The organism is Streptomyces sp. NPDC007929 (assembly GCF_042959065.1).
In the GTDB taxonomy this organism is placed as follows: Bacteria; Actinomycetota; Actinomycetes; order Streptomycetales; family Streptomycetaceae; genus Streptomyces.
Map to the genome: position 1 here is coordinate 376,733 of NZ_JBIBKD010000006.1, position 20,057 is coordinate 396,789.

Below are 20,057 nucleotides of genomic sequence, written 5' to 3' on the forward strand. Positions count from 1 at the left end.
ACGCCGTCGGTGACCTCGAGGGTCTCCAGCTCGTCCGCGTCGAAGCCGTCGAACGCCTTGTCCGCGTCCTGGTTCTTGATGTCCTTGGCGGTCATGTCGAAATCCTTCCGAAGATCCGGGGTGAGTGGTTCAGCAGGCCGAGCAGGTGCTGGACGAGGAGGACGAGGTGCCGATCGAGCCGCTGGAGGCGCCCATCTCCGGCAGGGCGACGCCGTCGGTGACCTCGAGGGTCTCCAGCTCGTCCGCGTCGAAGCCGTCGAACGCCTTGTCCGCGTCCTGGTTCTTGATGTCCTTGGCGGTCATGTCGCATTCCTTTCGTCGAGGCCGTGCATTCCGTCACCGGAAATCCCGGCCGTGAATTCCTGGTCGCCTTCCGGGATTGTTTCCGTCCCGTCCGGCTCTGACATCCATATTGCTCGGGCCATCACCCCGGCGCCAGGGTTCGCGGCCGCCGGCTGACATTTATCACGGGGTGGATGACTTATCGCCGCCGCCCGGGTTTTCGGGGCCGTCGAGCGGAATTGCCCAGTCAGGGCTGTTCACCATGTGCCATTCCTCGCCCGGGTCCGCGGGCAGCCCGGTGCCGCCGGCCGGCGTACCCAGCAGGAAGTCGCCCACCGAGGACTCCTGGAGGTAGTCCAGGCCCAGCACCCGCGCCGACAGGTCGGCGTCGCCGTTGCCCAGCCCGCAGGGCGCCAGACCCATCGCCGTGGCCACCAGATACATGGTCTGGTAGAGCACCCCGGTGTGCCGCAGCGTCGTCGCGTACGCCATCGCCCGGTACTTCCACGCCATCCGCTGGAAGCGCGAGGTCACCGTGAACAGCACATCGGGATGGACGTCGAAGCCCACCGAGCGCGACGCGACGCCCAGCAGTGCCCGCCGGTCCGCCTCCTCGGCGCTGACCAGGACCAGGCGGTGCGCGTAGGAGTCGTAGTGGTAGACGCCCGGCTCCAGCCCGTCACAGCGCAACACCGTGACGTACAACTCCAGTTCGTACAGCGAGCCGCCGCTCGGATACGGCCGTGACACCACCTCGTCCTCGCCCGGGGAGTCCGCGCCCGGGGTGCGGTGCACGCGCACCCGCTGCACCCGGTACAGGAACTCGCCCAGCTCCCGCGCCGTCAACGCCCGCTGCCCGAAGGTGCGGTGGGAGCGGCGGGACTCGATGGCGGCGGTCAGCGACGGGTCGGCGGCGTCGAGGTCGGCGCGGCGCGGACGGTACAGCTCGGTCACCGGGCCGGGCGGCGCGGGCTTCACGGCGGGCAGCGGGTCGATCTCGCCCCGGTAGGGGTAGACGGCCCCGAAGACACCGTCGTGACGCCCCGAGCGGACCCGCGAGTGGAACAGCAGATCGTGGAAGTCCCACTGCCGCAGCACCGGTTCACTGTCCGAGGCGAAGGTGCCGTCCGGCCCGGCGACCTCGGCGAACCCCAGACCGACCAGGTGGGCCAGGACGTCGAGGGTCTCCGCCTCGCTCAGCCCGGTGACCTCCCCGGCGCTCCCCGCCCGGCCCGGCTGCCCCAGGGCGGCGGCGAGCTCCCGCGCCGCCCGGTCCACCAGCACCGCGCGGAACTTCACCAGCGGCGACTCCAGGACGAGCACGCCCTCGCGGGTACGGCAGAGCGCGAACCGGGAGAGCCGGACGCGGTCGCCCGCGGCCACCTCCGCGACCCGGTGCCCGGCGTCCCGCGCCGTCGGCTCCAGCCGCAGCAACTCCCGGCGCAGCGGCGGCTCGTCCTGCGTCAGCACGCTGTACGCCAGCAGCTGCCCGGCCCGCTGGAGCAGGGCGTCGGCCCGCTCCCGGCCGGCCGCGTCGAGCCCCTCGTACAGCTCCTCGCGCGGCAGCGGCCCCTCGGCCAGCCGGAGCAGGACCGTACGCAACGGGCCGCGCACCGGGCGCAGGACCAGGGAGGTGACGGGCCCCCTCAGCAGCGCGGTGTGCGAGCCGTCGTCGAACGTCACCCGCACATCGGTGCGCAGCGCCCGGGCGGCGGACCCGGGGGGTTTCTCGGTGATCGCTTTCGTGCCTGCGGGATTCATCGGGCCTCCGGTACTCGACTCGCGTGGGCGGACCTGTCGAAATCCACTCTGCGGCCCGCTACACCGGCTCCCCCCGCCCCGGCCGCACCGAATGACAGTCGCCATTCCCGCTCGTGACCGGGGTCATGGAATACATGACAGATGACAGGGGCGGACTTCAATCGCTCGGACATTCGGCACCCGGCGCGCATCCTCGGAACAGGAATTCTCCCCGCAACTCACCGACAGTGAAGGAAAACCTCGTGTTCAGTCGTCGACATGCGATACGTCTCGGTCTCACCACCGGCGCCGTCGGGGCGGTCGGCGCGGCGGGCGGGGTCTTCCGGACGCTCACCGCCGGACAGCCGGCCGCGGCGGCCGAGGGAGCCGCCGCGGCCGACGGAGCCGCCGCGGGGAAGGCCGCCCCGGCCGGTGCGGCAGCCGCCCCGGTCGAACCCTTCTCGCTGCCCCTGACGATCCCACCGGTCCTGGCCCCCTACCGCCGCACCAGGAACGCCGACTTCTACCGGATCACCATGCGCCGCGCGGGCGTGGAGATCCTGCCGGGCACCCGCACCGACGCCCTCACCTACAACGGCTCGTTCACGGGCCCCACCATCCGCGCCCGCACCGGCCGCACCACGGTCGTCCAGCAGGTCAACGCGCTGGACATGCCGACCTCGGTGCACCTGCACGGCGGCAACAACCCGGTGGCGCACGACGGCGGGATGATGGACACCATCGCCCCCGGCCGCAAGCGCACCTACGTCTACGAGAACGAGCAGCCCGGCGCCACCCTGTGGACGCACGACCACGCGCACCACATGGAGTCCGAGCACGTCTACCGGGGCCTGTCGGGCCTGTACCTGCTGCGCGACCCCGCCGAGGACCGGCTGGGCCTGCCGTCCGGGAAGTACGACATCCCGCTGGTGCTGCGCGACGCGCACTTCGACGCGGGCGCCCAGATGGTCTACACGATGGACGACGCGGAGAACCGCACGACCATCCTGGTCAACGGCCGCCCCTGGCCCCGCCTCAAGGTCGAGGCCCGCAAGTACCGCTTCCGGCTGGTCAACTCCTGCAACCTGCGCATCTTCATCCTGGCGCTCTCCGACGGCTCGGCCACCCAGCACCCGGTGCGGCAGATCGGCACCGACGGCGGCCTGCTCGCCGCGCCCGCCGAGACGCCCGTGCTGGTCCTGTCGCCCGGCGAGCGCATCGACTTCGTCGTCGACTTCTCGAAGTACGCCCCCGGCACCAAGCTGACCCTCGCCAACATGCTGGGCCCAGGACCGACCGAACTCGTCGGCCAGGTCATGCGGTTCGACATCGGCGAGCGCACCGCCGACACCAGCAGGGTCCCGGACACCCTCGCCACGCTGCCGGCCCTGCCCGAGCCGACCGTGGAGCGCGACTTCGAACTCTCCATGGACGAGCCCGGCTCCGGCGGCCACCGGGCCTACATCAACGGCAAGACCTTCGACCCCGACCGCATCGACACCCACATCAAGTGGGGCAGCACCGAGGTGTGGACGGTCACCAACAAGAGCGCGACCGTGCCGCACAACTTCCACACCCACCTGGTGCAGTTCCGCATTCTCGAACGGGACGGCCAGCCGCCCTATCCGGCGGAGACCGGCTGGAAGGACACGGTGCTGCTCTTCCCCGGCCAGACGGCGAAACTCCAGCTCACCTTCGATTCGCACCGCGGTGTCTATCCGTACCACTGCCACATGATCGACCACAGCGCCATGGGAATGATGGCGCAAATGAAGATCGCCTGAATCCGCCGATCGAATTCCGACCGGCTTCCGACCGGCTTCCGACCGAATTTCGACCGGCTTCCGACCGATTTCCTTTCCAGGAAAGGAGGACCATGAACACCGAGGCAATCGAGCGGCCTTACGCCCGCCGCGTTCTCGCCGCACTCGGCCGGGACCCGACCCGGGTCGCTCTGCACCGGCCGGAACGGACGGTGACGGCAGGCGAGTTGCGCGCGTCCGTCCTGGGCAGCGCGGCGCTCCTGCACTCCCACGGCGTCCGCCCCGGCACCACCGTCGCCATCCTGACCGGCCCCAACCACCCGCTGATGCTCAGCGCCCGCTGGGCCGTCCATCTGCTCGGCGCCACCTCCGTCTACGTCCGCTCGATGAACCCGCGCACGGACACCGAGACCTTCTCGGTCGCCACCCAGACCGGGCTCCTGCGTGACCTCGGGGTGTCGCTGCTGCTGGTGGACGACACCGACGAGGAGAGCACCGCCCGCGGCCGATGGCTGGCGCGGCGCAGGCCCGGACTGACCGTGCGGGCGATCCCGCGCACGGCGGACGGCCACGACACCGTGCCGGCGGCCCCGCCGCCACGCCCCGACGACCTCGCCGTCGTCGACTTCACCAGCGGCAGCACCGGCCGGCCCAAGATGGTCGCCCAGCGCTACGGCACCCGCGAACACCTCGTCCACCGGCTCGCCACCGGCCTCGACCCACGGGGCCCGGCGACGCTGCTGTCCGTCACACCGGTCAGCCACACCACGGCTCCCATGGCCGACGCCGTGCTGTGCGGAGGCGGCACGGTCGTCCTGCACGACGAGTTCGACGCCGACGCGACCCTGACGGCCATCGCCGAACTGGGCGTCACCGACGTCTACCTGGCGGTGCCCCACCTGTACCGCCTGCTCGACCATCCGCTGGTCACGTCGTTCGACCTGTCCTCGCTGCGCCGCGTCACCTACAGCGGCACACCGGCAGCCCCCGAGCGGGTCCGGCAGGCGGTCCGGGTCTTCGGCGACGTCCTCATCCAGGTGTACGGCACCACGGAGGCGGGCGGCATCAGCAGTCTCACGCCGCTCGACCACCGGGAACCCGAACTGCTGGGCTCGGCGGGCCGCCCCTTCCCCTGGGTGCGCGTGGAGATCCGGGCAGCGGACTCCGGCGCCCCGCTGGGCCGCGGCCGCACCGGCGAGATCTGGATCAACTCGCCTACCGTGTCCGCCGGTTACCTCGACGACGCGGAGCTGACCCGGGCGACCTACCGGGACGGCTGGCTGCGCACCGGAGACCTCGGGCACTGGGACCGCTACGGCTACCTCCGGCTCGACGGCCGGGTCGGCGACGTCATCAAGCACGGCGGCCTCAAGCTCGACCCGGCCGCCATCGAGGCGGCGCTGCTCCAGCACCCGCAGGTGCGGCAGGCGGCGGTGTTCGGCGTACGCGACGACGACCTGGTGGAACAGGTCCACGCCGCCGTCGAACTCCACTCCGGCGCCGGCCACACCTCCTGCGACCTGCGCGGCTACGTCGCCGCGACGCTCACCCCGGAACACGCCCCGGTCGGTGTCTCGGTCTGGCCCGAACTCCCGCTGACGCCGTCCGGCAAACCGGACCGGACCAGATTGCGAGAGGTCACCGCCCCAGTACGGACCCGTCCCGGGGGGTCTGGACCGCGGCCGGTACCTGCCCGGCCGGGTGAGTCTGGTCCGCCGCCGGTACCAGCCCGGCCCGGTGAGTCAGGACCGCCCGTCGGGCCGCGTGGCGCTGGTTCGTCCGGTCCGTCCGCCGAGCCGCGTGGCGCCGGTCCGCCCGATCCCGGCGGCTCCGCCGGACCAGACGCCCGCCGGGCCACCGACCGGCGTACGCGCAGCGATCCGCGCAACAGAAAGGGCATCCCATGACCACATTCGGCCACTTCGCCAGGTCACTGAGGCTGCGGCGGCTCTACCGCCACAGCACGGCAGGCCTGATGATCACCCCTCTCGACCACTCGATCAGCGACGGGCCCGTCGCTCCCAAGGGCACCAGCCTCGACCACCTCGCCGGGCAGCTCGCCGCCGGCGGCGCGGACGCGGTCGTGGTGCACAAGGGCAGCGTCCGGCACATCAGCCCGGAGCGGTTCGCCGCGATGTCGCTGATCATCCACCTCAACGCGTCCACCAGCCAGGCCCTCGACCCCGACGCCAAGTACGTGGTGACGCAGGTCGAGGAGGCCCTCCGGCTCGGCGCGGACGCGGTGAGCGTCCACGTCAACGTCGGCTCGGACGACGAGCGGCAGCAGATCGGCGACCTCGGGCGGATCGCCGACGCCTGCGACCGGTGGAACCTGCCGCTGCTTGCCATGGTCTACCCGCGCGGCCCCCGGGTCACCGACCCGCGCGACCCGGACCTGGTGGCGCACGCCGTCACCGTCGCCTCCGACCTGGGCGCGGACCTGGTCAAGACCGTCTTCCTCGGCTCGACCGCGGAGATGCTCGACCTGACCGCGGCCTGCCCGGTGCCCGTCCTCGTCGCGGGCGGACCCGCGATGCCCACCGAGGAGGACGTGCTGGCCTACGTCCGTGACGCCCTGGCCGGCGGCGCGGGCGGGGTGGCGATGGGCCGCAACATCTTCCAGGCCTCCGACCCGCGGCAGCTCGCCGCCAAGGTCGCCCGACTGATCCACCACTTCCCGGAGCAGCACTTCGCCCCGCTGGCCTTCCCGGCCGACGCGCACCGTGCGGAGCGGCTGACCCCCGATCACCTGGACGCCCCGGCCCATCTCGGCGCGCCCGGCTCCCCGCTCGAGAACGACACGCCCCACCTCTCCGACCCTTCGTACTCCTCAGACCCGACAGGAGGTCCGCATCATGACGGACGCAAAACTGTGCTGGCTTGACATCCGCGGAGCCGGCAACGCCACCCAGGCCGTCCTCGAAGAGGCCCTGCACCAGCGCATCGACGGCATCGTCGCCGCCGACCCGGCCGCCTTCGCCGGGCTGCCGCCCACCGTCCGCAAGGTCCTGCTCTTCGAGGACGGACTCGACGCCGTCCCCGCCGACCTGGGCGCCGCCGACCTGGTCGTCGTCCCGGGCCCGCGCGAGGCCCGTACGGCGCTCCAGAAGGCGCACCCGGACGTCGAGTTCGGCCGGTACGTGGAGATCGTCGACGCCGACACCCTGGAGGACGCCTGCCTCGCGGCCCGCCTGGAGCCGTGGAGCGTGCTGGACTTCCGCGACCCCACCAAGATCCCGCTGGAGATCGTGATCGCCGCCGCCACCGGCGCCCCCGGCTCCATCATCACCACCGCGTCCAACACCGAGGAGGCCGAGATCATCTACGGCGTCCTGGAACTGGGCTCGGACGGCGTGCTGATGCGGGCCAACACCGTCGGCGACGCCACCGCCCTGCGCACCGCCGCCAGCGCCCGGGGCGGCGAGATCGACCTGGTCGAACTCACCGTCACCCGCACCACGCACATCGGCATGGGGGAGCGGGCGTGCGTCGACACCACGACGCACTTCCGCAAGGACGAGGGCATCCTCGTCGGCTCGCACTCCAAGGGCATGGTGCTGTGTGTCAGCGAGACCCACCCGCTGCCGTACATGCCGACCCGCCCCTTCCGCGTCAACGCCGGGGCCCTGCACTCGTACACCGTCTCGCAGGCCGGCCGCACGCACTACCTCAGCGAACTCCACGCCGGCAGCAAGGTGCTGGCCGTCGACGTCAAGGGCCGCACCCGGCCCGTCAGCGTCGGCCGCGTCAAGATCGAGACCCGTCCGCTGATCTCCATCGACGCGGTCGCCCCGAGCGGGCAGACGGTCAACCTGATCCTCCAGGACGACTGGCACGTGCGCGTCCTCGGCCCGAACGCCGCCGTCCTCAACTCCACGGAGCTGAAGCCCGGCGACACGATCCTGGGCCACCTGCCCACGGCCGACCGCCACGTCGGCTATCCCATCGACGAGTTCTGCCTGGAGAAGTGACCCCGGCACCACACCGCACACCCCACGCCGTAGCGAACGCACCAGCCCGCCCAGGGCTCGCACGGCACCAACGCCCCGCCCCGGCACCCCTCGTGCCGGGGCCGGCGCGCGTTCCCCCACCGCCGGCACGGCCCGCACCACCGTCGTCCACACCGCTCGCGCCGCCCACCGCGCCCGCGCCCGCGCCCTCACAGCAACCCGTGTTCCCCGGCTATGCGCGCCGCGTCGAAGCGGTTGCGCCCGCCGAGTTTCTTGATCGCGGCGGACGTCAGATTGCGTACCGTGCCCGCCGCCAGATACAGCTCGCCCGCGATCTCCTTCACCGTCGCGCCGCCGGCCGTGAGCCGGAGCACGTCCATCTCCCGCGTGCTGAGGGACAGTTCACCGACGGAGACCGGCCGCAGCAGGGACGGGTCGACGGTCAGACAGCCGCCCGCGACGCCCATCAGCGTGGTCACCAGCTGGGGGAGCCGGGCGTTCTTCGGCACGACACCCAGCGCACCGGCCGCCACGGCCCGGTCCACCACCGATGACGTGGCCGCCCCCACCATCAGCGCGACCCCGCACCGCGGATGCCGGCTGCGCACATCCGTGGCGACGCGCAGCGCCTTCCCGCCCATCGTGGACTCGCCGAGCAGCAGCACCGTGGGCCGGTGCCGCTCCACGGCCGGCTGCACGGAGTCGTACGACGTGGCCAGACCGACGACCTCCAGCCCGTCGACGCCGTTGAGCGTCTCGGCGAAGGCCTCCAGCACGAGTTGGTGATCACCAGCGAGGACTATGCGTATCGACATGCTCGACCCCCGTACGGCAGGACTAAGGCAAAGACTCTGAAAAACATGACAGGCGGTGTCCGTCAGCCGGAGGGGGTGCGCCACCGCTCGTGCAGCCGCACCAGCCGCTCCACCACCGCCTGGGCCGCCTCCTCAAGACCGAAGCCCTCACGGCCCACATCGACCTCGATGTGCTCGGCGCCGGCCGGCAGCGAGGCCGCGACGACCCCCGACAGCACACGGAACGCCGGACCCAGTCGCCCGCCTCCGCTTGCGGACGGCACGACCACCACACTGGCGGTCACCGGCCCGAGGTCGGCGGCGATCTGACCGGTCAGCGCACCGAAGCTCTCCGGCCGTTCCACATCGGCCTGATACGGCAGCGCGACCAGCCCGATTCCGGCCAGTTCCTTGCACAGGAACGCCGCATTGGTGGCGGCGTCGTCGTCGCGCCCCGGATGCCCGGCACCGACCACGGCGACCGCCGCGCCGAGCGCGCACAGCTGACTGGTGACCCGCCGCCCGACGCCGGTGGTGGCGTCCACGACGAGCACGACACAGCCCTGCAACGGCGGTGATACATGTGCGACTGTGTGCGACACCGGAACTCCTGAGCGGGTAACGTGGCCAATATGTGAACGATCTACGGGGGAACTTCGACCGACCTGCGACGCCTCCCCCGTGCCGCGCTGTCGCTCTCGAGCCGGCGCGACGGTCCGGACCAGACATGCGGTTCACATGTGGTTCAAGGGGGAGATGCCACGTGGACGACGTATCGCCGCTCGATCAGCAGACCCTCGCGGTGTACCGCGCGATCCTGTTCCACAAGCAGCATGATCCGGACAAGCTCGCCGAGCTCCTCGACATCGGCCCCGACGACGTGCACGCGGCACTCATGCGCCTGTCGGACCTGTCGCTGCTCGCTCCGTCGGGTGACTCACCCGGCTCACTGCGCGCGGTGAACCCCTCGCTCGGCCTGAAGGTCCTGCTCCAGCGGGAACAGGACGAACTGGCCTGGCGGCAGCAGCGCATCGAGCAGAACCGCGCGGCCCTCGCCGCACTCGCCGCCGAGTACACGGCGTCGGGCGGATCCGGCTCGGACGGCACCGAGCAGCTCGACAACGTCGACGAGATCCGCATCCGGCTGGAGGCCCTCGCCGAGTCGTGCCAGCAGGAGTCCCTCGTCTTCCACCCCGTCGGCGGGCTGACCAAGGAGGCCATCGAGGCCTCCCGGCCGCTGAACGAACGCGCGCTCGCCCGGGGCGTGCGCTTCCGCTCGATCTACCTCGACAGTGCCGTCAACGACCGGGTGACGAGATCCCACGCGCAGTGGATGGCGGAGCACAACAGCGAGATCCGCACCTCGCCGACCCTGCCGATGAGACTGCTGATCATCGACACGACCGCGGCCATCGTGGCCAACCTGCCCGGCCAGACGGGCCCCGCGGCGCTGATGTTCCACAGTCGGCCCGTGGTGCTCGCCATGCGGGCCCTGTTCGAGGCCTACTGGGAACACGCGACGCCGTTCCATCAGCACCCCTCACCCGACGACGACCCGCAGGGCCTCACCCCGCAGGAGCGCAAACTTCTGCAACTCCTCGCCACCGGCCTCACCGACGAGGCGGTGGCCCGCGCCCTCGGCATCGGCGTCCGCACCGAACGCCGCATCATGGCCGAACTGATGGAGCGCCTGGGCGCCTCCAGCCGTTTCGAGGCCGGAGTCCAGGCGGCCCGCCGCCAGTGGATCTGAGGACCGGTCCCGGGCGGAATCACCGCTCGCCCACCGGACCGGGCTGCCAGGTGAAGTCGTCGGGACCCTCGGCCGGCGACCGGTGCCAGGTGAAGTCGTCACGGTTGTGCAGCGGGTCCGGCGTCCAGGTGAAGTCGTCGCCGCCCAGGGGCACCGGCGTCCAGGTGAAGTCATCGGGCGTACCCGGCAGATGCGGCAGCACGATGTCACCCGGGACCCCGCCCCGCACGGAAACAGCCGCCCCGGCCGCCGCCCCCTGCACGGCAGTGACCGAGCCGGTCGCCCCCTGCGGGCCCGTCCCCTGCTGGCCCGCGGCCTGAGCCGGCGCCGCCCAGGCGAGCGTGGCGAGCACGGCCGAACCGACGACGACGGCGGCGGCGGAACAACGCTTGGTGATGCGGATCATTTCTGGTCTCCGTTCCCTGCGTGAGTCAGGACCTTTGCGACGATGCGCATGGAGCCAGTGGTGCTTCAGCTCCCCCGGACCGTTCCGCGTTCCCCGCGCTTCCCGGCCGCTGAGTAGAGACAACCACCCCGCCGACCCCCCTGTCCGCATCCGGCCACGCCAGGAAGCTGCCTGGCAGGGAGTTGCACTCCGGGGACCCGACGTGGGCGGCACCGCCCTGCCGAACACGACACGTTCCTCGCCCGGGCCCGGGCGTCTGAGTACCCGTACGGATGCGCGAGCCCGTGCCGCAACTCCAAGCTGTGGACATGCATGTGATGGCACGTCATCCCCGAACAGGTCGGCAAGGGGCATGAGCCAGTCGAAAAGACCGACGACCGGCAGCCAGATCGGCGTCAGCCTGGCGCTGCTCGTCATCGACCTCATGGTCATCGCCTGGTCGGTGTACAGCGTCGGCATCGCGGGATGGGCCGACGGCTACGAAAGCGACGGCGTCGTCCCGACGAGTGCGTCACGGGCGGCGTCGCAAGCACTGTGGCTGCTGTGCGGCGGCGCGGTGCTGACCGGCGGCGGCCTCCTCGTCCTGGGCTGGCGCATCCCCGGCACCGTGCAGCTGATCGTCCTGTTCGGCGGGGCGGTGCTGGTCTCTTCCATGGTTGCCGGTGGGTAGCGCGCGGCGGCGACGGCGCAGAGCGGGGAGGAAGGTCAGCAAGGCCGGGGTGTGCCGCGTTCCTGTGGCATAGGGTCGGCGGATGGATCTGGGATCGATCAACTGGGGCGATGCTCCCACCTGGTTCGGAAGTGTCGCCGGTGCGGCAGCGCTCGGTTTCACGGCTTTCACCGTGCGTCAGCAGACGAATCAGTTGAGGGCCCAGCAGGAGCTCAACAAGGAACAACTCGAGATCTTCCGGCTGGAACGGAAGGCGCTGGCCGCCGAAGTCCGTGACCGGCACACCGCCCAGGCACGCGGGGTGAAGTTCAGCCTGCAGAAATCAGCAGGGCAGGACTTCCCCGACGGACCCGACAGCGCGTGGTACTCCGCCGAAGTCACCAACCAGTCGGACGAAGCCATCACCGATGTGACCGTCGACTACAACGGCTGGGAAGAACCGCAGGCGGCTCGACTGAGCCCTGACCACATCCTGATGGACCAACCCTGCGTCATGGGCCCGGGCCACGTGGTCGCCTTCTCGTCCCAGCCGACCCACATCGACCGCCTGGAGCACATCCACCCGACCTGCCAGTTCAAGGACGCCGCCGGAGTCAGCTGGACCCTGGACCAGGACGGCCGTCTGACAGAAGACCTGAGCACACACCCCTGACCCCCGCAACGGGTGGTCCTCACACCCTCGATTGCCGCTCAGGTCAGCGATGCCTGGGAGCCGGCCCAATGGATCAGCGATGCCGGGTGTCAACCACGGTTGACGGCTCGGCGGTGTCAATCTATGTTGACAAGATGGTTGATCAAACGCTGCTCGCCTGTGGGGTGGCCGCCGGACCTCTCTTCACGGCCGCGTACTTACTGGAAGGCGCCAGCCGTGCGGACTACAAGCCGCTCCGCCATCCCGTCAGTTCGCTCACCCTCGGCCGCTCCGGGTACATGCAGACCGTCAACTTCCTCTTCGCGGCCTCGCTGTCCCTGATCTTCGCCGTGGGTTTGTGGCGTGCTGGGCCCTCCCACTGGGGTGCGCTGCTGATCGGCGTGTGGGCGGCCGGTCTGCTGGGTGCAGGCGTCTGCCGCACGGATCCGGTGAGCGGTTACCCCGTCGGCACGCCCGACCAGCTCCAACACCCCACCCGCACAGGAACCCTGCATGACCTGTTCTCCCTGATCGGGTTCCTCGCCCTCACCGCAGCCTGCTTCGTCTTCGCCCTGTCCAGCTCGCCGGGATGGGCCCTCTACTCGATCGCCAGCGGAGTGCTCTTCGCCGCCACGATGGCGCTGGCCAGTACCGCGTTCGGCCAGCATCCACGCTGGGTGGCTCTGGGCGGACTGATCCAGCGCGTTTCACTCACGATCGGCTGGACCTGGCAGACGCTGCTCGCTGTGCGCACTCTCCGCGGCTGACGGTCGTCCACACGGCTGGCAGGTCCAAAGCTGACGGAGCCACGCCGCGATGTCATGGGACTCGGCTAAGACGATGTCTCAGTTGGCGTTGGCTCGTTGCCCTTGCATGGGGATAGTTGAACGGCTCGTGCCGGATCGGTTATGGGAGATCTTCCTGGACGTGGCGCCGGAACCACCGGCTCGCGCACAAGGTGGGGGCCGTCGGCGGTGCGCCGACCGTGCGGTGCTCGCTGCAGTCATCTTCGTGGCCACGTCGGGCTGTACCTGGCGGCAGTTGCCGCCCGTCTTCGGTGCGTCCTGGCAGACGGTGCACCGCCGCTTCACCTACTGGTCCAAAGCCCGGGTATGGGCCAAGCTGCACCGCGTCGTGCTTGACCGGCTCGGCGCGAACGGCGAGTTGGACTGGTCCCGGTGCGCGATCGATTCGGTCAGTGTCAGGGCGGTCAAAGGGGGCCCTTGACCGGACCGAATCCGACCGATCGCGGCAAACTCGGGTCGAAGATCCACGTCATCTCTGACCGCAACGGCCTGCCGATCTCAGTGGGCATCTCCAGCGCCAACCTGCACGACAGCCGGGCCCTCATCCCGCTCATGCGAGGCATCCCACCCATCCGCTCCCGCTACGGGCCCAGACGACGCCGACCGGCCAAGCTCCACGCGGACAAGGGCTACGACTTTGACCACCTGCGCAACTGGTTGCGGCGACGACAGATCGTCCCGCGCATCGCCCGCCGCGGCATCGAGTCATCCGGCCGCCTGGGCCGGCACCGCTGGGTGATCGAACGCACCATGTCGTGGCTCAACGGCTGCCGCCGCCTGCATCGCCGCTACGAACGCACCGCTGACCACTTCCTCGCCTTCGTCGGTATCGCCTGCGCCCTCATCTGCTACCGCAGAGCAGTGCAGGTCTAGGACTTGGCCCAATAGATCATGCGCTCGTGCGGTCCCATGACGGCCGCCTCCGGAGCACCCACCACGACGCGCGCTTCGATCAGCGGGCCGTCTGGTTGGAGAAAGGCGTCCAGGTCGGCGATCGCATCGGCGAGGTCTTCGTCGATCTCGGTGGTATGGCGATGCACCCAAAAAGAGAGCAGCACTCTGTCCTCCTCGACCCCAACCGCTACCGCGACCACGTCGGAGGAGATCAGCCCCAGCAGGGCCTGCACCGCAGTGAGGGCAATGTCGTTAACACGCTCAAGCTTCGGATCTGCCATGCCGGTGCATCTTGCCTGGGAATCGAGCAATCACGCCAACTGAGACATCGTCTAAGTTGCACGAATGACTGACAGCAATCCACTCGTGCCGGCACTCGCCAACCTGCTCGTCGACGTCGTGTGGTGGCTGGAGAGCTGCGGGGACGAGGAAGTGGATCCCGACTCGGCGGTGAAGATGATGGAGAGCGTGGGCGGGGTGCTCCTGCGGCTGCCCTCAGACCAGCGTCAGCAGCTCTTGCGAGTGCTGGGGGACTTGGCCGAAGCGGAGCAAGACCCTGCGCGGCGCGAGTTCCTGGAGTCGTTTCCCCTCTCCATCGGCATGGTCGAGGACGAAGAGAGCTGAGGCGAGGCCGGTTGGTTGGCGCCTGATCATCCACAACTGACCACGGCCGGCCCTGACGTGCGGCCGCCTCATCGACCATTGCCCTGACCTGCTGCTGAGCTGTCGGCACCATTTGCGCACTCGGGCTCTCCTGGTTCCGACGTCCGCGGGTTCCTCGTCCGCCTGGAGAGGGAGACGATCGCCGCAACGGCCAAGGCAGGCGCCGGAGCTTCAGGCAGCTTCCGTCCGGCCGTTGGCAGGTCCGCTATCGCGACCCGGAGACGGGGCAATACGCCCGGCAGAGAAGACCTACGCTTCCAAGACTGATGCTCAAGTCGCTCTGACACACATCGAGTCGGACGTAGCGCGCGGGCAGTGGTCAGACCCGGATGCCGGGGCGGTGAACTTCCAGGAGTACGCCACCGCTTGGCTGCGGGACCGGAAGCTTGCCGACCGGACCCGTGAGCGGAACGAATCGGTGATGCGGCTGCACATCCTGCCGACCTTCGGGGCCGGGAGAGTGGCCGACGTGACGACAGCCCGGGTGCGCGGCTGGCGCGGCAAGCTCCTCGCGGCCGGCATCGGGGAGCCGACGGTGGTCAAGGCGTACCAACTGCTGCGCGCCCTGATGAACACTGCCGTGGATGACGAGCTGATCCGGCGCAACCCGTGCCGCATCAAGGGTGTGGACCGCTACGACGTGCCCGAACGGCCTGTCCTCACAGTGGCCGAGGTCTTCGCCGTGGCCGACTCGATGGCGCCGCGCTATCGGCTGCTCGTGCTCCTGGCGGCCTTCACCACTCTCCGGTTCGGGGAGCTAGCGGCCTTGCGGCGCCGGGACATCGACCTGGAGGGGCTGACCGTCACCGTGCGCCGTGCTCAGGCCGAATTGCAGGACGGTCGGCTCTTCGACAAGGCGCCGAAGTCCGCCGCCGGGGTGCGCTCCGTCTCCTTCCCGGCCGAACTGCTCGACGCGGTCACCCACCACCTGGAGCACTTCGCCGCTTCCGGCCGTGAGGGGCACGTCTTTGTCGGACCCCAGGGCGGGCAGTTGCGTCGCAGCAACTTCCGCGACGACTGGGTCAAGGCCCGGAAGGCAGCTGGTGTCACGGCCGAACTGCACTTTCACGACCTGCGGCACACGGGCAACACGCTGGCCTCCACGGCCGGGGCCAGCACGCGGGAGCTGATGACGAGGATGGGGCACAGCAGCTCGCGCGCCGCGCTGATCTATCAGCACATGACCAGCGACCGTGACCGGGCCATCGCCGATCGTCGGAGCCATGATCCGCGAGGGTGGGGGAGAGGCCGCCGACTAGGGGATGTGGACTCCGCGTGGACTCTAGTGGCACGCGTGTGGCACGGCCTCGAACACGACGAAGGGCCAGCCTGGGAGGAAAGCCTCCTGAGCTGGCCCTTTCTTGTGCCCCCGGCAGGATTCGAACCTGCGACACCCGCTTTAGGAGTGGGATCGGATCCTTGCCGGGGGGTGTTCGACACTGCTATGCGGTGCGGTTTCTCCTGGTCAGAACCGCATGCCGAGACACTCGATCCGGCTCATGCCGCCCTGTATCGGGCCGTCCGCTCACGCATCGCTCACGCGTGGATGTTCCCGACGGGCGTTGCGTGCGCTCTTGCCGCATCGCCAGCGCGCCGCGAGGCTTCCGCCTGCGGCTGGGTCTTGTCCTCGTTCTGCGACCGCATGCTCGTCACGGCACCCTGTCATACGGGCCTGGCGCGAGCAACCACAGGAGCAACGGCTTGAGCGCCTTTCGCGGGGTGCAGGAGTAGCTCCTGCGGAAGCGGCGCCCCCGATACAGCCACAGTGCATCACTTCCCCCGTCGGTCACAGATTCATCACGCAACGTTTCCATTCTCATGAGCATGGCAAATATTGCGCCAAGCAAAAGTCATGACTGGGTCGTGATCTTGGGGTGGGGTTGTGAGCTTGAGATGGGGGCGCCGCGCTGGCGGCATGCACGGAAGACCGATACGGACGCTGGTTTCGGCTGTGGCTACGGCGGCAGTGCTGGCATCTCTGCCTGCTTGGGGGCCGGTTTCCCAGGCGGTGGCGGACGAGGCCCAGCCATCGCCGTCGGAGGGGCAGAAGGCGCTCGCCGAGGCCCAGGAGTCGGGGAAGCGGGTCGAGGTCGTCGGAGAGCGGTCGGAACGCACGACGGTTTTCGCCAACCCGGACGGCTTCACCTTCACGCTGGAGGAGTCCGCGGTTCCCGTGCGGGTGCCCACGTCCAGCGGGGGCTGGCAGGCGCCGGACCCCATATTGGAGATCCGCGGGGACGGAACGGTAGCGCCGAAGGCCGCGGCAGTCGAGATGGAGTTCTCCGGCGGTGGGGACGCCGAGCCGCTGGTGAAGATTTCCGATCAGGGACGGTCGCTCCAGTTGGGGTGGCCTGGCATGCTCCCCAAGCCGGAGCTGGACGGGGCCAGTGCGGTGTACGCGGAAGTGCTTCCGGGCGTCGACCTGAGGGTTACGGCGTCCGTGGAGGGGTTCCGTCATGTGCTGGTGGTGAAGTCTCCTGAGGCCGCGACCCAGGAGGAGCTGGCACAGATCGACTACTCGTTGAAGGCGACCGGCCTGAGTCTGCTCAAGGGGAAGGCAGGCAACCTCACCGCGATCGACGACGACGGCAACCGGGTCTTCCGAGCTCCGCCAGCCCAGATGTGGGACTCTGCCGGCACGGCATCCGGTGCGCAGCCGATGTCCCTTACAGCAGCCTCGGTGGACGCCGCGGACGCAGTGGGCTCGGATCCGGCCGAGGTGGGTGCGTCATCTGCAGAGGGTGCTGAACCCGGCGCGGGTGACACCGTCACCACCATGGACGTGAAGGTCTCCGACGACGCGCTGACCGTGATCCCGGATGCGGAGATGCTGACCGGGACGGAGGCGTCGGCGTTTCCGCTGTACATCGACCCGACAGTGACTTGGGGTGAGTCCGAGCGCACGCTGCTGCGCAGTGACGGCTACGAGTCGTATGGCTGGGGCAACGGGGATGACGGCCTGGGCAAGGGCGCGGGCAAGTGCGGGACCTGGAACGGCTATTACTGCGGTCCGGGATATGTGCAGCGGCTGTACTTCGAGTTCTCGCCGGCCAGTCTGAAGGGCAAGCATGTCCTGGATGCCACGTTCCGGGTGACCGAGCCGTGGGCGTTCCAGTGCGACCCGCGCTGGGTGGACCTGGTGCGCACGAACAACATCTCCTCCTCCACCACTTGGTCCTCACGGCCCAAGGCGCTCGACCTGATGGGCGACCGGCACGTGTCGGCGGGACGCGGTTCGCTGTGTGACCCGGACTCCCCGGACGCGCCGATCGAGTTCAACGACAACCCGGAGGAGACGAACGAGAACCTCACGCCGACGGTGCGCAACTTCGCGGCCGGCAAGTTCTCCCGGCTCACGCTGGAGGTCCGGGCCCACGATGAGTCCGACACCAGTGCCTGGAAGCGGTTCAAGAACGATGCCGTCCTGTCCGTCGACTTCGTCGGCCTGCCTGCCAAGCCGGCCGGCATCGGGCTGGTGACCGGCTCGGGCACGGTGTGTGAGACGGCCGAGTCGGACCCGGCGATCGTCTCCGACCCCACCCCGGCCCTGACGGCGACGGCGCAGACCGCATCGGGCGGTGAGAAGGACGCGCAGTTGCGGGTCTACTTCGACCTCGACCACAAGAACAGCGACAGCACGTGGTCGGACACCACGGCGGGCAACGGTGATCTGAGCCCCTCCACCGGGTACGTCGGGGATGGTGTGAAGCTGACCAAGTCCTGGTCGACACTGACCGAGGGCAAGCTCTACCGGTACCGGGCGTGGGTCCGCTCGTACTACAACAGCGGTGGCAGCTACCTGTCGGGACCGTCGAACGCCTCGACGACCGGCTGGTGCTACTTCAAGGTCGACCCGACAGCCCCCAAGGCCCCGAAGATCACTGTAGGGAGCCCATACTCCGCCTGCACAGACACGGCCTGCGCGGCGGGAGGCGGACCGGGCCAGAAGGGCACCTTCACCTTTGCCCCGGCCACGGGTGACTCGAACGTCGCCTACCAGTACAAGCTGTCCTCCGAGGACGCCTGGTCGACGGCCATCAACGGATCGACCGTGTCGAAGGACATCACGCCCGATAGCTCCGGCACGTACAGCCTGTATGTGCGGGCGAAGGACACGGTAGGCCGCTGGGGTGCCCAGAACGTGGTCGACTTCCTTGTTGCCGCGGGCGAAGGCCCGGTCGGACGTTGGCACTTCGACGAGGCCAGCGGCACGGCGCTGGATTCCGCGACCGGCGACGGCAGCGACAACGCGACACTGGGCGGCGGCGCGGTTCGCGATGACCGGGGGCGGCGCGGGCTGATCACGCACGACAGTGAGGGACAGCCGCTGGCGGAGGCGATCACGGACAAGGGGCTGTCTCTGAACGGCACCACCGCTTATGCGGAGACCAGCGCGCCGGTGCTGGAGACCCGCTCCGCCTACACGGTCTCCGCCTGGGCGCGGCTGGACGATGGCGGCAAGAACGCCTCCGTGCTCGCACAGCCCGGGGGACAGGGCAACACGTTCGTGCTCTGGTACCTCGCCGATGTGAAGCAGTGGTTCTTCGGCGTGCTCGACCAGGACGGCTCCACCCTCCGAGGGAGGTACTCCGTGTACGCCGCCCAGACGGGAGTCTGGACCCACCTGGCCGGCAGCTACGACCCGGCCACGGAAGAGCTGATCTTCTATGTGGACGGCCGTCGGCAGAGCCAGCCCCTGGCGACCGGCGCGGGCTCCTGGGAGTCCACCGGAGGGCTGCAGTTCGGCCGCTACAAGTTCCCGAGCGGCAACGCCACCTACCACTTTCCCGGCTCCATCGATGAAGTCGCCGTCTGGCAGCGAGTCCTGACCCACGAGGAGGTCGCGGACGAGACGAAGCTGCTGGTGTCAGAGAAGTTCGCCGGCGTCGAGCTCGTGGCCGACTGGAACGCCGCCCGGGGAAGCGGAACAACGGTCGCGGACACCACCTCCGGCTACGGCAGGACCCTGACCCTGTCCGGAGGCGCCGCCATCGGCGAAGAGGCCATCGTCCTGGACGGAGTCGACGACGCGGCCACGGCCCCTGGCCCCCTGGTGTACGACCATGCCCCCTTCACCTTGTCCACGCTCGTCGAGCTGGACTCCGCGAAGCTGCTGGGCAAGGACATCGGATACACAGGCCAGGTCCTGGGCCAGCGCACGGAAGACGGCTCGGCCTGGGGCCTGTGGTACGAGCTGACCGGCAAGGACACGGTCCTGGACGAGGAGACACTGGAGGAGACCACGATCCCCGTCGGTGTCTGGCACTTCGGCCGCCTGAACGCTGACGGCACCTTCTCCTCGGTCGTCTCCGACGAAGTAGCGGCTCTGGACAGCCCGGTGCGGCTGACCGGTATCTACGACTCGGTGTACGGCACGATCAGCCTCTATCTGAGCTACGGGCAGAACGGCGACGCGAAGGCGTTCACCGTCCAGCTGGGCAGCGGGGACTTCGCTATCGGCAAGGGCTTCACGAATGGCGCGTGGGGGCATTACCTGCCCGCCCGTGTCTCTGAAGTCCGTCTGTGGGCAGGGGCGATGGCGAGCCCGGAGCAGGTCGAGGTCCGCGTGGGCGACTGACCTCGCGAAGCGGCGGTGCGGCGCCATCGTGGCGCCGCACCGAAGCGCCACACCACATCACTCGTCGGCCTTTCACGGCTCTGTCGGCCTTTCATGACGCGGAACAACGGGGTGGGAGCGGACAATCGTG

General features: G+C 69.6%; 18 protein-coding genes. 12 read left to right on the forward strand and 6 right to left on the reverse strand.

Going from position 1 to position 20,057, the window contains the following annotated elements:
- Nucleotides 1–129: 129 nt before the first annotated feature.
- Nucleotides 130–303, reverse strand: coding sequence for a thiazolylpeptide-type bacteriocin (locus ACFZDE_RS22495; protein WP_391001166.1), 174 nt, complete (start codon nucleotides 301–303; stop codon nucleotides 130–132).
- 162 nt (nucleotides 304–465) lie between these two features.
- Complete coding sequence (locus ACFZDE_RS22500) at nucleotides 466–2,043, reverse strand: SagB family peptide dehydrogenase (RefSeq protein WP_391202138.1); 1,578 nt, start codon at nucleotides 2,041–2,043, stop codon at nucleotides 466–468.
- 242 nt (nucleotides 2,044–2,285) lie between these two features.
- Here ACFZDE_RS22500 and ACFZDE_RS22505 point away from each other — a divergent pair, with 242 nt between their 5' ends.
- The 4 genes from ACFZDE_RS22505 (at nucleotide 2,286) to ACFZDE_RS22520 (ending at nucleotide 7,756) form a co-directional block, all read left to right on the forward strand.
- On the forward strand, nucleotides 2,286–3,806 hold the full coding sequence (locus tag ACFZDE_RS22505) for a multicopper oxidase domain-containing protein (protein ID WP_391202141.1): 1,521 nt from the start codon (nucleotides 2,286–2,288) through the stop codon (nucleotides 3,804–3,806).
- A 92-nt stretch (nucleotides 3,807–3,898) separates the two neighbouring features.
- Nucleotides 3,899–5,692, forward strand: coding sequence for an AMP-binding protein (locus tag ACFZDE_RS22510; protein ID WP_391202144.1), 1,794 nt, complete (start codon nucleotides 3,899–3,901; stop codon nucleotides 5,690–5,692).
- Entirely contained in the window at nucleotides 5,689–6,669 is a 981-nt protein-coding gene (locus ACFZDE_RS22515; protein ID WP_391001176.1) for a 2-amino-3,7-dideoxy-D-threo-hept-6-ulosonate synthase, read from the forward strand. The genes ACFZDE_RS22510 and ACFZDE_RS22515 overlap by 4 nt, the downstream gene beginning before the upstream one ends.
- Nucleotides 6,641–7,756 (forward strand): 3-dehydroquinate synthase II family protein, encoded by a 1,116-nt coding sequence (locus ACFZDE_RS22520; RefSeq protein WP_391202147.1) that lies wholly within the window; start codon nucleotides 6,641–6,643, stop codon nucleotides 7,754–7,756. Before ACFZDE_RS22515 ends, ACFZDE_RS22520 begins: the two co-directional genes overlap by 29 nt.
- A 188-nt stretch (nucleotides 7,757–7,944) precedes the next feature.
- On the opposite strand, the gene ACFZDE_RS22525 is transcribed toward ACFZDE_RS22520, so the two are convergent.
- Nucleotides 7,945–8,550, reverse strand: coding sequence for a response regulator transcription factor (locus ACFZDE_RS22525; protein WP_031104995.1), 606 nt, complete (start codon nucleotides 8,548–8,550; stop codon nucleotides 7,945–7,947).
- 62 nt (nucleotides 8,551–8,612) lie between these two features.
- Nucleotides 8,613–9,131, reverse strand: coding sequence for a hypothetical protein (locus tag ACFZDE_RS22530; RefSeq protein WP_391001183.1), 519 nt, complete (start codon nucleotides 9,129–9,131; stop codon nucleotides 8,613–8,615).
- A 161-nt stretch (nucleotides 9,132–9,292) separates the two neighbouring features.
- Here ACFZDE_RS22530 and ACFZDE_RS22535 point away from each other — a divergent pair, with 161 nt between their 5' ends.
- Nucleotides 9,293–10,279 carry a helix-turn-helix transcriptional regulator gene (locus ACFZDE_RS22535; RefSeq protein WP_190899849.1) on the forward strand — a complete coding sequence of 329 codons (987 nt, stop codon included), beginning with the start codon at nucleotides 9,293–9,295 and terminating at the stop codon, nucleotides 10,277–10,279.
- A gap of 19 nt (nucleotides 10,280–10,298) precedes the next feature.
- Here ACFZDE_RS22535 and ACFZDE_RS22540 read toward each other — a convergent pair whose 3' ends face one another.
- Complete coding sequence (locus ACFZDE_RS22540; protein ID WP_391202150.1) at nucleotides 10,299–10,685, reverse strand: hypothetical protein; 387 nt, start codon at nucleotides 10,683–10,685, stop codon at nucleotides 10,299–10,301.
- Nucleotides 10,686–11,037: 352 nt separating this feature from the next.
- Between ACFZDE_RS22540 and ACFZDE_RS22545 the strand changes: the two genes are divergently transcribed.
- The 4 genes from ACFZDE_RS22545 (at nucleotide 11,038) to ACFZDE_RS22560 (ending at nucleotide 13,665) form a co-directional block, all read left to right on the forward strand.
- A complete protein-coding gene (locus tag ACFZDE_RS22545; protein ID WP_391001189.1) occupies nucleotides 11,038–11,355 on the forward strand; it encodes a hypothetical protein in 318 nt (105 codons plus the stop codon).
- Between the two features lie 82 nt (nucleotides 11,356–11,437).
- Nucleotides 11,438–12,007, forward strand: a complete 570-nt coding sequence (locus ACFZDE_RS22550; protein ID WP_391202153.1) for a hypothetical protein — start codon at nucleotides 11,438–11,440, stop codon at nucleotides 12,005–12,007.
- A gap of 134 nt (nucleotides 12,008–12,141) precedes the next feature.
- The gene (locus ACFZDE_RS22555) at nucleotides 12,142–12,753 is read left to right on the forward strand and encodes a DUF998 domain-containing protein (RefSeq protein WP_391202155.1); all 612 of its coding nucleotides are present in this window, start codon (nucleotides 12,142–12,144) and stop codon (nucleotides 12,751–12,753) included.
- Nucleotides 12,754–12,859: 106 nt separating this feature from the next.
- Nucleotides 12,860–13,665 (forward strand): IS5 family transposase gene (locus ACFZDE_RS22560; protein ID WP_391202158.1). Its coding sequence is split into 2 segments (ribosomal slippage): nucleotides 12,860–13,211 and nucleotides 13,211–13,665, totalling 807 coding nucleotides; the frame shifts between segments, so codons are not numbered across the junction.
- On the opposite strand, the gene ACFZDE_RS22565 is transcribed toward ACFZDE_RS22560, so the two are convergent.
- The gene (locus tag ACFZDE_RS22565) at nucleotides 13,662–13,967 is read right to left on the reverse strand and encodes a hypothetical protein (RefSeq protein WP_391202161.1); all 306 of its coding nucleotides are present in this window, start codon (nucleotides 13,965–13,967) and stop codon (nucleotides 13,662–13,664) included. The two genes, ACFZDE_RS22560 and ACFZDE_RS22565, sit on opposite strands and share 4 nt — an antisense overlap.
- 64 nt (nucleotides 13,968–14,031) lie before the next feature.
- Between ACFZDE_RS22565 and ACFZDE_RS22570 the strand changes: the two genes are divergently transcribed.
- The 3 genes from ACFZDE_RS22570 (at nucleotide 14,032) to ACFZDE_RS22580 (ending at nucleotide 19,927) form a co-directional block, all read left to right on the forward strand.
- Complete coding sequence (locus ACFZDE_RS22570; RefSeq protein ID WP_391202164.1) at nucleotides 14,032–14,310, forward strand: hypothetical protein; 279 nt, start codon at nucleotides 14,032–14,034, stop codon at nucleotides 14,308–14,310.
- 379 nt (nucleotides 14,311–14,689) lie between these two features.
- Nucleotides 14,690–16,054: a tyrosine-type recombinase/integrase gene (locus ACFZDE_RS22575; protein WP_391202167.1), complete on the forward strand. Its 1,365-nt coding sequence runs from the start codon at nucleotides 14,690–14,692 to the stop codon at nucleotides 16,052–16,054.
- Between the two features lie 210 nt (nucleotides 16,055–16,264).
- Nucleotides 16,265–19,927 carry a LamG-like jellyroll fold domain-containing protein gene (locus ACFZDE_RS22580; RefSeq protein ID WP_391202170.1) on the forward strand — a complete coding sequence of 1,221 codons (3,663 nt, stop codon included), beginning with the start codon at nucleotides 16,265–16,267 and terminating at the stop codon, nucleotides 19,925–19,927.
- Nucleotides 19,928–20,057: the final 130 nt, after the last annotated feature.